The 14,197-nt window shown below is 51.1% G+C and carries 14 protein-coding genes and 1 other annotated feature; of the genes, 10 read left to right on the forward strand and 4 right to left on the reverse strand.

The features are described 5' to 3' along the window. Positions 1-5 precede the first annotated feature (5 nt). Positions 6-905: an ATP phosphoribosyltransferase gene (hisG, locus tag ACKQAD_RS07120; RefSeq protein WP_409159504.1), complete on the reverse strand. Its 900-nt coding sequence runs from the start codon at positions 903-905 to the stop codon at positions 6-8. A gap of 49 nt (positions 906-954) precedes the next feature. Further along, positions 955-1,076, reverse strand: a sequence feature (His leader region). Continuing rightward, a complete protein-coding gene (hisL, locus tag ACKQAD_RS07125) occupies positions 1,052-1,099 on the reverse strand; it encodes a his operon leader peptide (RefSeq protein WP_106389040.1) in 48 nt (15 codons plus the stop codon). It overlaps the preceding feature by 25 nt. A 282-nt stretch (positions 1,100-1,381) precedes the next feature. Here hisL and ACKQAD_RS07130 point away from each other — a divergent pair, with 282 nt between their 5' ends. After that, on the forward strand, positions 1,382-2,215 hold the full coding sequence (locus ACKQAD_RS07130) for an SDR family oxidoreductase (protein ID WP_409159505.1): 834 nt from the start codon (positions 1,382-1,384) through the stop codon (positions 2,213-2,215). A gap of 74 nt (positions 2,216-2,289) precedes the next feature. Here ACKQAD_RS07130 and ACKQAD_RS07135 read toward each other — a convergent pair whose 3' ends face one another. Beyond that, complete coding sequence (locus ACKQAD_RS07135) at positions 2,290-2,988, reverse strand: response regulator (protein WP_409159506.1); 699 nt, start codon at positions 2,986-2,988, stop codon at positions 2,290-2,292. 97 nt (positions 2,989-3,085) lie between these two features. Then, on the reverse strand, positions 3,086-4,681 hold the full coding sequence (locus ACKQAD_RS07140) for an ATP-binding protein (protein ID WP_409159507.1): 1,596 nt from the start codon (positions 4,679-4,681) through the stop codon (positions 3,086-3,088). Between the two features lie 417 nt (positions 4,682-5,098). Between ACKQAD_RS07140 and ACKQAD_RS07145 the strand changes: the two genes are divergently transcribed. The 9 genes from ACKQAD_RS07145 (at position 5,099) to ACKQAD_RS07185 (ending at position 13,885) form a co-directional block, all read left to right on the forward strand. Beyond that, positions 5,099-6,466, forward strand: a complete 1,368-nt coding sequence (locus ACKQAD_RS07145; RefSeq protein WP_409159508.1) for a 2-hydroxycarboxylate transporter family protein — start codon at positions 5,099-5,101, stop codon at positions 6,464-6,466. A 117-nt stretch (positions 6,467-6,583) separates the two neighbouring features. Then, entirely contained in the window at positions 6,584-7,468 is an 885-nt protein-coding gene (locus ACKQAD_RS07150) for a fumarylacetoacetate hydrolase family protein (RefSeq protein WP_409159509.1), read from the forward strand. An 88-nt stretch (positions 7,469-7,556) separates the two neighbouring features. Further along, positions 7,557-8,621, forward strand: coding sequence for a [citrate (pro-3S)-lyase] ligase (citC, locus tag ACKQAD_RS07155; RefSeq protein WP_409159578.1), 1,065 nt, complete (start codon positions 7,557-7,559; stop codon positions 8,619-8,621). A 23-nt stretch (positions 8,622-8,644) separates the two neighbouring features. Next, entirely contained in the window at positions 8,645-8,935 is a 291-nt protein-coding gene (citD, locus tag ACKQAD_RS07160) for a citrate lyase acyl carrier protein (RefSeq protein WP_409159510.1), read from the forward strand. Continuing rightward, positions 8,935-9,810, forward strand: a complete 876-nt coding sequence (gene citE / locus ACKQAD_RS07165; RefSeq protein ID WP_409159511.1) for a citrate (pro-3S)-lyase subunit beta — start codon at positions 8,935-8,937, stop codon at positions 9,808-9,810. The genes citD and citE overlap by 1 nt, the downstream gene beginning before the upstream one ends. Before the next feature lie 53 nt (positions 9,811-9,863). Continuing rightward, complete coding sequence (gene citF, locus ACKQAD_RS07170) at positions 9,864-11,393, forward strand: citrate lyase subunit alpha (protein ID WP_409159512.1); 1,530 nt, start codon at positions 9,864-9,866, stop codon at positions 11,391-11,393. 25 nt (positions 11,394-11,418) lie between these two features. Beyond that, positions 11,419-11,946: a citrate lyase holo-[acyl-carrier protein] synthase gene (gene citX / locus ACKQAD_RS07175; RefSeq protein WP_409159579.1), complete on the forward strand. Its 528-nt coding sequence runs from the start codon at positions 11,419-11,421 to the stop codon at positions 11,944-11,946. Continuing rightward, complete coding sequence (citG, locus tag ACKQAD_RS07180) at positions 11,924-12,829, forward strand: triphosphoribosyl-dephospho-CoA synthase CitG (protein ID WP_409159513.1); 906 nt, start codon at positions 11,924-11,926, stop codon at positions 12,827-12,829. Before citX ends, citG begins: the two co-directional genes overlap by 23 nt. 300 nt (positions 12,830-13,129) lie before the next feature. Beyond that, the gene (locus ACKQAD_RS07185) at positions 13,130-13,885 is read left to right on the forward strand and encodes a flagellar brake protein (RefSeq protein ID WP_409159514.1); all 756 of its coding nucleotides are present in this window, start codon (positions 13,130-13,132) and stop codon (positions 13,883-13,885) included. The last annotated feature ends 312 nt before the right edge of the window (positions 13,886-14,197 follow it).

The raw sequence follows: 14,197 nt of genomic DNA on the forward strand, positions 1-14,197 counted from the left end.
CGTCATTACTCCATCATTTTTTCAATAGGCAGAACCAGAATGGAGCTGGCACCCAACGATTTCAGTTTTTCCATGGTTTCCCAGAACAGCGTTTCGCTACTGACCATGTGCATGGCAACGCGGCTCTGATCGCCAGCCAGTGGCAGAATGGTCGGACGCTCAGCGCCGGGCAGCAGGGAAATGACTTCTTCCAGACGTTCACTCGGCGCGTGCAGCATGATGTATTTTGATTCACGCGCCTGAATCACGCCTTGCATACGGGTCAACAGTTTGTCGATCAACTGTTGTTTCTCTGCGGGCATCTCGCCGTCGCGCTGAATCAGGCAGGCTTTTGAGCGATAAATCACTTCCACTTCGCGCAGGCCATTGGCTTCGAGCGTAGCGCCGGTCGATACCAGATCGCAGATGGCATCGGCCAGACCGGCTCGTGGCGCAACTTCGACGGAACCGTTAAGCAGACAGGATTTGAAGCTGACAGATTGTCTGTCGAGATACTGTTTGAGCAGGTGAGGATAAGAGGTGGCGATACGTTTGTTTTGCAGACATTCAGGACCGGTATAGATTTCGTCCAGCGGCATTGCCAGCGACAGGCGGCAGCCGCCAAAGTCCAGACGGCGCAGCGTGAAGTAACGCGGATCTTCGCCCTGTGCGCGACGGTTTAACAACTCTTCTTCCAGTACGTTTTCGCCGATGATGCCCAGATCGACTACGCCATCCATCACCAGGCCGGGGATATCGTCATCGCGCACGCGCAGAATATCAATCGGCATATTTTCTGCGAACGCAATCAGACGCTGTTGCTGTAAGTTGATTTTGATCCCGCAGCGTGCCAGCAGTTCGCGTGAATCGTCGCTCAGGCGGCCTGACTTCTGCATTGCTATCCGTAAACGTGTTTTATCCAGCATGGAAACCTCATTAACCTGTCAAATTTAAATTTCTAGAAATATAGCGAGCATAAAAAAACCCTCGGAAGGTGATCTTCCGAGGGCTCTCTTTGTGTTCTGTGCCACTGGAAGATCCGAATGTCTTCCAGCACCAACTGCCCGAAAGACTAATCAGGATGATGGTGATGATGGTGGTTAAACAGAACGCGTGTCATAAGTTGTCTCTTTGTTGTCTTTGTCTTTTATGAAGTCAATAACGTTTATCTGTCGAATAACCTAAACCATGTTCGGGTTGTTGTGCAACATTTTTTTAGCAGATGTGGGAAGTTCGTTTGGGTTGGGGAATGCGCCAGCATAATTGCATGGGATATTTGCGATTTATAGACAGAAAGACTAACTGAAATCGGGCAGACTCCGTAGCGATGCGCGTTAAAGCCGTTTACTCTGTAAGGATAGCGTAGGGTTAATTACAGGCTCCTTGCTGGGGAGAACGGCTGATGAAAAAAGTAGCGATTGTTGGATTGGGCTGGCTGGGTATGCCTCTGGCTCTAGCGTTGAATGGACACGGTTACCACGTAACGGGAACGAAAACCACGCAGGATGGCGTCGAAGCGGCGCGTATGAGTGGGATTGAATGCTATCAGTTAGCGCTGACGCCGGAACTGGAATGCGATGCTGACGAGCTTGACGCTATACTACAACAGGCTGACGTATTGGTCATGACGCTGCCCGCCAGCCGAACGGCAGAGGGGGGAGAAGGGTATGCACAAGCGGTACAGCAGTTGGTGAATATGGCGCGCGTGTTTCATGTTCCACGCATTATCTTCACCAGTTCAACTTCAGTCTATGGTGATGGTAGCGGTACAGTAAGAGAAAGCTCGCCGCTACAGCCGACCACAGTGGCTGGGAAGACGCTGGCATCCCTTGAACGGTGGTTACAGCACTTGCCCGATAGTTCCGTGGATATCCTGCGTTTGGCTGGGCTGGTCGGCGGCGATCGTCATCCCGGACGGTTTCTTGCCGGTAAAACCAATCTGCCGCGTGGCAACCACGGTGTGAATCTGGTGCACCAGGAAGATGTGCTGGCGGCTATTCTGTTGCTGCTTAAGCTACCAAACGGTGGACATATCTATAACCTGTGTGCGCCAGAACACCCGGCCAGACAGGATTTTTATCCCGAACAGGCGCGCAGGTTGCACGTGTCTCCACCGCAGTTTGCCCCCGTAACTGAGAGCGATCAGGGCCGAATTGTTGATGGGCTGCGTATCTGCCATGAACTTGGGTTTGATTATCAGTATCCTAATCCCCTAACAATGCCGCTGAATGAATGAGAGTGCATACCCTTAAACTTTATTGTTATTACAGACGGGCAGTCGTTTTTGACTACGCGATCCCCTACGGCGGCCTAGTGGGAGTGCTTTGTACGATATAACCGACGTGGATGGCCAATCTTTCCGTAACGCATTTCGATATCGAGGAACTGGTTTTCAACGCAAAACTCCAGATAGCGACGCGCCGTCGTTTTACTCAGTCCGGTTTTTTCGACGATATCATCGACAGAATACAGTGTCTCACCGCCATCGCTGGCAAAAATCTGCTTGATCAGCCCCAGCGTGTTTTCCTCAATACCTTTTGTGGATGATGAGGGGGCGCCGGACGATTGCAACTGATAGAGAATATCGACGTTCTGTTGATCGACTATCTTGTACGTGTGCTGGGTTTTCACGAATTGAATAAATCGCTCCAGTGAAGAACGCAGCCGTGGGTAGGAGAGCGGCTTGATAATGTAGTCAAAGGCACCGCAGCGAATCGCCTGAGCGCAGGTATTCATATCGCTGGCGGCGGTGATAAAAATGACGGAGCAGTCCATTCCTTTGAGCAGTTGGCTTTCAATCAGCGAAACCCCTTCGCCGTCGGGCAAATAGTTATCAAGCAGGATCAGGCGCGGCCGGTGTTGCTGAATGAGCTTTTTGGCTTCAAAAAGCGTCGCGGCAATCCCGACGACACGCAGATTGAAATGTTTTTCAATAAATTCAGCATGAATAGTTGCCAGCTTACTTTCATCTTCAACGATTAAGACATCGAAATGGTCAGTGTGCTGCATGGTATGAATCCCTGTTAGTATCTGAAGCATAAAAGAAGGTCTGGTACCCGTTATACCTCAAGCGGCGCGTGCGTTGTGCACCCTGTGGCCGCTTAAATTATTTGGAGGATATCGGTATAAATAGGGAAAATACGCTGCCATTCGGCTGATTGGCCGAGACTTCGATAATTCCCTGCGCCTGGTTAACGTAGCTCGCCACCAGATGCAGCCCCAGCCCGTGATCGCCCTGTGTTTTGCTAGTCACCCCCATTTCAAACAGGCTATCGGCAATCGCCGGGTCGATACCCGTTCCCTGATCGGCGACTTCAATAACCAGTTCTTGTTCGCTGTCATAGATATACACCTCGACAGGATAATGTGGTGCAGTAGTGGCTAATGTGGCTTCCATCGCGTTATCCAGCAAATTACCAATGATGGACATGAGTTCCGTCTCGCTTAACGCGGACGGAATATGAGTGAGCTGGCAGCGTGGATCGAAAACAATCTCAATGCCTTTTTCCCGTGCCGTCGCGTACTTACCCAGCAGCAGCCCACATAGCGCGGGTGAACAAAAGCGGCGGGACACAAAATCCAGCACTACCTGCGCGCTTTCCGACTGTGCTTCAATATATTTTATCGCTTCGTCATAGCGTTTTAGGTGTAGTAGCCCGGCCAGTGTCGCCGTCCAGTTCAATTGCTCATGGCGTAGAATACGCAGGCTGTTCGCGTAACGCTTTACCTGACTGAGCTGCATGCTAAGCGTATGGATATCGTTTTTGCTGCGGAAGCTAATGACCCAGCCCTGAAGCTCGTCTTCCAACATAATTCGCACCCGGCTGGCAATCACGGTGGCGTGATTAAAGCGACAGATCTCATCGTGGGTGTCGCTATTCCACATGGCCTCGCCGGAGAAAAAAGGCACGGGTTTAATCACGGTATCAATCGGCTTGCCGCGCAATAGATAGGACGGTTCGTCTAGTCCGAGGATCTCTTTAGCGGCATGGTTAATCGCTGCAATGCGGTGCTGCTTATCGATGGCGATCACGCCTTCGTAGATGGATTCGAGCAGCGCCTTCTGCTGCCTGACCAGCATACGAATCTCAAGAGGTTCGAGGCCAAACATCTGTTTCTTCAGATTACGCGAGAACCACCAGGAAAAGATAAATAGCGCAACAAACATCGCCAAAATCACCAGCAGGATATGCGCCAGTTTACTGAATGTCAGGTTATCGATATGGGTTTTCAGATAGCCAACGGAGACAATACCAATAACCTGACCGTCCGCCATGATTGGCGCTTTGCTGCGTAGCGAAATGCCAATACCGCCCCGGCGCACCGTGATAATGCTTTTGCCTGCTAACACCTCGACGTTATCGCCGCCCACCATCTGTGTGCCGACGAGATCGCCATCTTCAGAATGAAACAGGTGACGTGCCTGATTGTCTCCGATCACGATATAGCTGGCGTCGCTGCGCAGCTTCAGTTGCTGAACGAGCATGTCTATCTGTCTGATATCTTTATTCTTCACGGACTCAATCAGGGACGGAATGATGGCGATCTCTCTGGCTTGCACCTGGGCCCGTGTCCCCAACTCGGAATACAGCTGTTTATCGATATCGTGGTAATAATAAAGACCCGTCATCAGAAGTAACAAAGAGAAGAAGACGATCAAATAGATAAATAATTTGATATGAAAGGAAAGTCTCAATCTCATGATGTGTGGCAGCCTGCTGATGAACGAAAATAGCCGATGAATTTATCACGAATGCGAATAAGAATGGACGGAGAGGAAAAAACTTGTGAGCAATAACACGTTTAAATAGATTGCTACCACTATGGCGGTAAAAATAAATAAAAAAATTAAACGACTCTGTTTTCTTTAATAAACAACTTAATCACTTTTTATCAACATAATCATTTTTAGGAAATAAAAACCATAAACACCATAAAAACCTTAAAATTCATTGTGAGCGCAAAATCATCTAACCGACTGCGTAATAAACAATTTCCGAATATAAACCATAAAAACCATAAACATCTTTAAAACTCATTTTTTAATTTGAAGAGAATCACATAATAATATGTTCATGGCCCCTATGATGCGCGGACAAAATAAAACGGGGAGTGAGTTATGAGTACGACTGATGATTCATATATTGTTGTAAATAATGAGGCGGCTGGGAAGGTCTCATTAAAGGAAAAATGGTGGCACATTCTGGATACCTATAAAGTAGGTATTATTCCTGTGCCACTCTTTTTGCTGGCGGGGGTATTAATCGGCATCGACTGTCTGAACGGCAAGTTGCCGAGCGACATCGTCGTGATGGTGGCGACGCTGGCATTCTTCGGGTTTGCCTGTGGTGAATTTGGCAAGCGTCTGCCCATTATCGGCAAGATGGGGGCCGCGGCAATCTGTGCGACCTTCATTCCTTCGGCGATGGTGCATTATGGCCTGCTGCCGGATGTTGTCGTTGAATCCACGACCAAGTTCTACAAAAGCACCAACATTCTGTATCTCTACATCTGCTGCATCATTGTCGGCAGCATCATGAGTATGAATCGGCAGACGCTGATTCAGGGCTTCCTGCGCATTTTTTTCCCTATGCTGTGCGGGGAAATCGCCGGAATGCTGGTGGGGATGGGCGTGGGCATTGCGCTCGGTCTGGATCCGTTCCAAATCTTCTTCTTCCTGATTCTGCCGATTATGGCGGGCGGTGTGGGGGAAGGGGCGATCCCGCTGTCTATCGGCTATGCCACGATTCTACATATGGATCAAGGTGTTGCTCTGGGACGCGTCTTGCCTATCGTGATGCTGGGTAGCCTGACTGCTATCATCCTTGCTGGTGTGTTGAATCAGGTAGGTAAACGCTATCCTCATCTGACCGGTGAAGGTGAGCTGATGCCGAATAAAGGCAATAATCTGGGCGGCGAAAGCGGTACACCGGCTTCTGCCTTTAGCGGTAAAGCGGACGTCACGACCATTGCCTCTGGCGCGCTGTTGGCCATCCTGCTGTATATGGTCGGTATGCTCGGTCACAAAGTGATTGGCCTGCCTGCACCGGTTGGCATGCTATTTGCGGCGGTGCTGGTGAAACTGGTTCACGGCGTTTCACCGAAAATGCTGGAAGGTTCTCAGGTGGTTTATAAGTTCTTCCAGACCTCTGTAACGTACCCGATTCTGTTTGCCGTTGGCGTGGCGATTACGCCGTGGCAGGAACTGGTGAACGCTTTTACGATTCAAAACCTGCTGGTGATTATTTCCACCGTGGTGACGCTGGTCGCGACAGGCTTTTTCGTAGGGAAAAAGATCGGTATGCACCCGATTGATGTGGCGATTATCTCCTGCTGCCAGAGCGGACAGGGCGGTACTGGTGACGTCGCGATTTTGACGGCAGGTAACCGTATGGTGCTGATGCCATTCGCCCAGATTGCTACACGTATCGGCGGTGCCATTAACGTTTCGGTTTCACTGCTGGTGCTCGCCAACTTTTTAGTCTGATGTCATTCAGAAAATAAAAAGAAGCTGAGCTACATAAGTATTACGTTGAAAAAATATGTTGAGTTAACGAAATAAAAACCGGCATTACGCGTGGGTTTATTTTGCACAGGAAATATTATGAAACTTGCAAGCTATCGTTATAACGGTAAGGACAGTTACGGCATTTATACGCCAACGGGGTTGATCGATCTCGGTAGTAAAATTGGCCACCGTTACCCCGATCTGAAAGCATTACTGGCGCAGAATGCATTACAGGTTGCGCATGAATTCAGTATGAGTACACCGGATATTTCGGTCGCAGATGTGACGTTCTTACCGGTTATTACTGCGCCAGGGAAAATCCTGTGCGTGGGAATGAATTATGCCGCTAAGCGTCAGGAGTTTAATGAACTGAATCCCGCGCCAACGTTATTTGTGCGCTTTGCTGATTCACAAACCGGACACGCGACGCCTGTTATCAAACCGCATTATTCCAGCGAGTTCGATTATGAAGGCGAACTGGCGGTCATTATCGGTAAAGGCGGACAGAATATTGCTCAGGATGTCGCGCTTTCCCATGTCGCGGGCTACAGCTGCTACATGGACGGCTCGGCGCGTGACTGGCAGCACAGTTGGTTTACTGCGGGTAAAAACTGGCAGAAAACCGGCGCGTTTGGTCCTTATCTGACCACCACGGATGAAATTCCCGATCCGCATGTGCTGGCGATCCGCACGTATCTGAATGGTCGCATGGTGCAGGACGACAACACCAGCAGCATGATCCACAAAGTGGCGGAATTGATTGAATACATTAGCACCTTTACTGAACTGAGCGCGGGTGATGTGATCATTACTGGTTCACCGGGCGGCGTGGGGAAAAAACGCAATCCACCGCTGTTTATGAACGCGGGTGACTGCATTGAAGTGGAAATCGAGAACATTGGCCATTTGCGCAACACGATAGTGGATGCGGTGGTGCCGTTGAAATCGGTTCCGACCACGGCGGAAGCCGTCGCGCACTGAGTGCGAGTGTAAGTACCTGGCTGTCGGCATTAAAACCGGCAGCCTGCAATGATCGCCCTAAATAATTCGAGTTGCAGGAAGAACCGTGATGTATGCCAATGATTCTGTCTTTTTTGACACGCTGGATGTGCGCCTTCGGGAGCAGGAGAGGAACGCGGTACGCCAATTCCTTGCACATTGCCAGCTCGGCATGGATGACGATATTGACATCGTGGTGGTTGGCAAACTAGGCGGGCAGCTGATTGCCTGCGCAGGACTGGCCTCCAACACGATTAAGTGCGTGGCGGTTGACCCTGAATTCAGACACCTCAATCTGGGCGTGCAAGTGGTGAATGAAGTAATGCAGCAGGCGGCGCAGCGCGGGCATTTTCACCTGTTTCTCTATACCCGGCCGGAAAATGTCGACATTTTCCGTGGATGTGGTTTCTACCCGCTAGCCTGCTATCAGAACAGCGCGGTGCTGATGGAAAACACGCCGATTGGTATTCAGCAGTATTGCCAGTCTCTGGCCGCTTTTGCGCATACTGAATCGCTCGCTACGCGGACGGATAGAAAAATCGGTGCGATTGTCATGAACGCGAATCCCTTCACGCTGGGGCACCGCTATCTGGCAGAACATGCGGCGCAGTCGTGCGATTGGCTGCACGTATTTGTGGTGCGGGAAGACGTGTCCTTTTTCCCGTTTAGCGAACGTCTGGAGATGGTGCAGCGCGGCGTGGAGCACATCCGCAATCTGACGGTGCATGCGGGTTCGCACTACATGATCTCTAAAGCGACGTTTCCCGGCTATTTCCTGAAGGAAGAGACGCTGATAACGCGTGCCCATGCTGCGCTGGACTTAATCATTTTCAGGAAATATATCGCGCCAGCCCTCGGGATTACCCAACGTTTCGTTGGCACCGAACCTTTTTGTCCGGTGACGAATCAGTACAACCAGGACATGCACTACTGGCTGGAGAAAGACCAAACGGTGTCTGCCCCTGCGCTAAACGTGATTGAAATTGAACGTAAACGGCAATCCTCAGGATTGGCCATTTCCGCCTCGGAAGTCAGGAAATTACTCAAACTTCGGCAGTACAGCCGTATTCAGGACATCGTGCCGACCTCAACCTTTGAGCATTTACAGCACTACTACGAACCCGAATACGCGTAACTAAAATTAATCAGGATAAGTCTATGAAGATTGTTAAGGAGTCTCTGGCGGGCACCTTTGAATCCAGCGATTTGCTGGTCAAAGTGGCTCCGGCAGACGGGAAACTCACCGTGGTCATCAACAGCGAAGTAATGAAACAGTTCGGTCACCAAATCAAACAGGTGGTGAATGACACACTGAAGGATCTGGGCGTAGAAGAAGGGACGATTATTGTGGATGACAAAGGCGCACTGGATTGTGTCATCCGTGCGCGCGTGCAAAGCGCGGTACTGCGCGCGACAGACGGACAGCAGATTGAATGGGAGAAATTATAATGAATAAACTTCGCCGCAGTATGTTATTCCTCCCCGGTGCCAATGCCGCCATGCTGTCCAATGCGTTTATCTATAAGCCTGACTCCATTATGTTCGACCTGGAAGACGCGGTTTCTCTGCGGGAAAAAGACACTGCGCGTCTGCTGGTTTTCCATGCGCTCCAACATCCTATGTACCGAGACATTGAAACCGTCGTGCGCATCAACCAATTAAGTACGCCGTTTGGCCTGCTGGATCTTGAAGCGGCCGTGCGCGGCGGAGCCGATGTGATTCGCCTGCCAAAGACTGATTCCACCGACGATGTGGATGAACTGGAACGCCATCTGGTTCGTATCGAAAAAGCCTGCGGTCGTGAAGTTGGCTCCACGCGCATCATGGCGGCGATTGAGTCTGCGGTGGGCGTGATTAACGCCGTCGCGATTGCCCGCTCTTCCGAGCGTATGATTGGGATTGCGCTGGCAGCGTTTGACTATGTGATGGATATGCAAACGGAACGCGGTGATGGCACAGAGCTGTTTTATGCCCGTTGTGCGGTGTTGCACGCGGCTCGCGCTGCCGGAATCGACGCTTTCGACGTGGTTTATCCCAACGTCAATGACGATACGGGCTTCCTGAAAGAGGTCGAACTGATCCGCAAACTGGGCTTTAACGGGAAATCTCTGATTAACCCGCGTCAGATTGAGCTGTTACACAACGCTTATGCCCCGACACAGGATGAAGTGGACTATTCCCATCTGGTGATCAAAGCCGCCGAAGAGGGTGAGCGTGCCGGTCTGGGCGTTATTTCCCTGAACGGAAAAATGATCGACGGGCCGATTATCGACCACGCCAGAAGGGTGCTGGAACGTGCTCAGGCCTCCGGCGTTCGCAAATAGCCGTTGCGTGTTTACACCGCAATTGCCGCTCTCAGGAATCACAGGATTAGACAATGAGTCATTTTATTGAAGCACTGCAAAAGCAGTACCCGGAAAAACGTCATCTGCAACCCTTCGTCAACGCCAATCAAAATACGCCGTGGCTGAATGATGTCGCTCAAAAGCATGAGCGCAAACTGTGTACCGATCTGGAAGAGGCAGTTCGTCACAGCGGCCTGAAAAACGGGATGACGATCTCTTTCCACCACCATTTCCGCGAAGGCGATAAAGTTATTAATCGGGTGGTTGATACGCTGGCTCGTATGGGTTTTCGCGATCTGACGCTAGCTTCCAGCTCGCTGATGAGCTGTAACGCCGCGCTCATCGACCACATTAAAGCTGGCGTGGTTAGCCGGATTTATACCTCCGGGATGCGCGGCAAGCTGGCTGATGCCATTTCTCACGGGCTCATGAAAGAGCCGGTACAGATCCATTCTCACGGCGGTCGCGTTCATTTGCTGCAAAGCGGCGAACTGAATATCGATGTCGCTTTTCTGGGGGTACCGTGCAGTGATGAATTTGGTAACGCCAACGGCACCGTTGGGAAATCCAGCTGTGGTTCGCTGGGCTATGCGATGGTAGACGCACAATTTGCCCGTAAAGTGGTACTGCTGACTGAAAGTCTGGTGCCGTTCCCCAATATGCCAGCTAGCATCGTGCAGGATCAGGTGGACTATATCGTTCAGGTTGATGAAGTCGGCGATCCGGCCAAAATCAGCGTCGGTGCGGCGCGCGTCACCAGCAATCCGCGTGAGCTACTGATTGCCCGTTCAGCGGCAGACGTCATTGAACATGCCGGCTATTTCAAAAACGGCTTCTCTATTCAGACCGGTTCTGGTGCGGCCTCGACGGCCTGTACGCGTTTCCTTGAAGACAGAATGCGTCAGCAGAATATTGTGGCGCGCTTTGCCCTCGGTGGTATCACTGGCGGTATTGTCGATTTGCACGAAAAAGGGCTGATCGAAAAACTGATCGATACCCAGTGTTTCGATGCGAATGCCGCCGCGTCATTGGCGAAGAATCCGAATCACGTCGAGATTTCCACTAACGTATACGCCAACCCAAGCTCTAAAGCGGCCTGCTGCGATCAACTGGACATGGTGATCCTCAGCGCGCTGGAAATTGACACCGATTTCAATGTCAACGTGATCACTGGCTCCGATGGGGTGATGCGCGGCGCGTCCGGCGGACACTGTGATGTCGCGACGGCCGCAAACTTGACCATCGTCGTGGCGCCGCTGATTCGTAGCCGTATCCCGACTGTGGTGCGCCAGGTGACGACACGCGTTACGCCGGGAGAAAGCATTGACGTATTGGTGACCGATCACGGCATTGCCGTAAACCCGGCGCGTCCTGAGGTTGCTGAACGCCTGAAACAAGCGGGGCTAACGGTGACGACGATTGAGGCGCTTTACCAGCGTGCGATTGAGTTGGTTGGCGAACAACGCGCTATCGAATTTCACGATCGCATCGTTGGCGTGATTCGCTATCGCGATGGCAGCGTGATTGACGTTGTTCGTCAGGTGAAAGAAGCCGACGAATAAGCGTGAACGCATGAGGGAATCGATGATGACAAATGCTGTTTCCATTTCGCTGGAAACCTTACTCGCGGCGAAGGAGCGCCGCGCAGTTCGCCAGCAAGAGTGGCTTGCCCGGCACGGTGCGACGCTGGTATCCCTGACGCTGGTCACGCCGGGGCCGATAAAAGAGAGTGAAAGCTATCGGCAGGTGATGGCTGAAGCCATCAAGGCGTTTACCTCGCTGTGCCAGACACGGGGCTGGACGGTGCTGGAGCAGCAGACATTCTGGCTGACAACCGGGGCAGAAGGGCTGTGGGCGATCGCCAAAGATGCGCTGTCGGTGAAAGCGGCGACCATTGCACTGGAAGATAGCCATGAGCTGGGACGGCTGTGGGATTTCGACATTTTCAGCCCGGTAGAGGGATCGATTGGCCGGTCGATGTTGGCGCACCGCGGGCGCACCTGCTTATTATGCGATCAAATGGCACATGCCTGTAGTCGTTCGCGTCGTCATTCGTTGCCTGAACTGCTTGAGCACATTGAGGAAATGGTCAATGCCTACTTTACACCCGCCTGACGGTATCCTGTCGGCTGCGGTCTCCCGTTCGGTAACCCGCCAGTATCGGGAGCGAGCTCCGTTACCGGATATCGCTCGGCGGGTCGCGCAGGCATTGACGATGGAAGTGATGTTGACGCCGAAGCCTGGACTGGTGGATCGCGCGAATAATGGGTCTCATCGTGATATGGATGTGGCGCTGTTTCAGACCAGCATTCAGGCGATTTCGCCCTGGTTTCGCCGTTTCACTGAGGCAGGTTATCAGCACGCGGGCATACCGCTAGCACAACTATTGTCTGAGGTTCGACCTATTGGCATCGCCTGCGAACAGACGATGCTATCAGCGACAAAAGGTGTGAATACCCATAAGGGGGGGATTTTCGCGTTTGGCTTGTTGTGCACCGCGGCGGGCTGGTTGACAGGGCGGGGAGAGCGTGTGACGCAGCGCAGTCTGTGCGAAAGTGTTGCCGCCATGTGTCACGATCTGGTGCGGACTGAGTTGGCCGCGTGTTCTGGCGCGTCAACGGCAGGTGAACACCTCTATCTACGTCATGGACTGACGGGAGCGAGAGGAGAAGCCGCCAGCGGTTTCAATACCGTATGTCAGTACGCCTTGCCTGCTTTACAGCAGGCTATTGCCGCTGGAGCTGATGACGACACCGCGTTGTTACGCACGCTGCTGGTATTGATGGCTCATAATCCCGATACCAATGTCGTTTCGCGTGGCGGAATGGAAGGATTAGCGTTTGTGCAAGATTATGCGCAGAGGTTACTGGCTGGCCCGTTAGATCGTCAGGCGCTGATAGCGATGGATAACGCGCTGATTGCCAGAAACCTTAGCCCTGGTGGCAGTGCTGATTTACTGGCGTTAACCTGGTTGCTGTATCACTATCCTGCCGAATAGCGCAACGGTATTCATACATCAGAGCAGAAGAATAGTTTCCTGGCGGTGTGGTATAGAAAAACGCCATTATTTGGTCACTTCTGCTCACTTTTTTTCTATTATTTATTCCGCTAAAGTAGTTGAGCAAACTATCGATATCGTTTGCATCAACTTATATCGTATGATTTCAGGCACTCCGATCGTTTTCAATATGCAGCCAGTACGATGGCATCGTGGTGGCACACATGGGACTTGAAAGATAACGGAGAGGCTGGCATCAATATAAGCCATTGGCACATAATCCATGTAAAAATGGTGGGGATGAAAGCGGTGAATGAAAATTTGAAAGAGCAGTTTGTTAAGCGCAACAAACTGGCTATCTGTGCAACGCTACGCGAATTAAAGAAGAATGATACGTCTTTGATGGTTCATCATTCTCATGGTCAGTTCATCAGTAAAATTCTTGACGTTGTCCCCGACAACAACCTGTTTGTTTTCGATTTAGGCGGTGTTGAGCGTGAAAATAACCGGGCGCTATATGCGGGATCGCTGTCTTTCGTCGCCGAACCTGCTGGCGCAAAAGTCGAATTTAATGCCGAAATCGCGAAAACAGTGAGTTACGACGGGCTGCCAGCCTTCAGCGCGCAGATTCCTGAGTTGCTTTACCTTATCCAACGCAGAACCTATTTCCGCATTAATACGCCGCTGTGGCCGCCGTTGACGTGCCGTGGTGAATTGCCGGATGACAGTGTTTTCCTGTTTACGATTAAAGATCTCTCCTTGGGGGGCTTGAGTCTGTATACCGACCGTGACACCACGGGGCTGTTGACCGAAGGCGACATTATCAAGAGCGTGGAGATGGATCTTGATGACCACGGTTTCTTCTGTGTCGATTTGCAGTTCGTCGGTCAGGCAATGGTGAAGATTGTCGATAATAAAGGTGAAGTGAAACTCACGCAGCGTCTGAGTTTCAAGTTCCCGTCACTGAGTGCGGCACAAGAGCGGGATCTTCAGCAGGTGATTTTTGAGCTGGAAAGATTACAAAACGAAAAGAAAAAGCGGTTCCAGGAGTTGTAATTTTTAAGCACAATTTTTTGTTTGGGCTTCACACATTTTTTGTCTTCACACATAGCAGCAACGTTTTTAATAATAAGCATTAACGTACTTACCCGAAATATTTCAAGCTGCAGAGCAAAACATGACTGTTTTACATGCAGAAAACCAACGCACAGGCTGCTTGATGTATAACGGCGATAAATAAATTGTTTCCAACGTTCTCAGAGCCTTGTCAGAAGAGATCGTCTGGTGCAGAATACGCGCCTTGCAAATAACCGACGTCTAATAGCGTCGGTTATTTTTTTACATTTATGCTCGTCAACCTTCAGGTTA

This window comes from Pectobacterium artocarpous (assembly GCF_046159765.1).
Classification (GTDB): domain Bacteria; phylum Pseudomonadota; class Gammaproteobacteria; order Enterobacterales; family Enterobacteriaceae; genus Pectobacterium.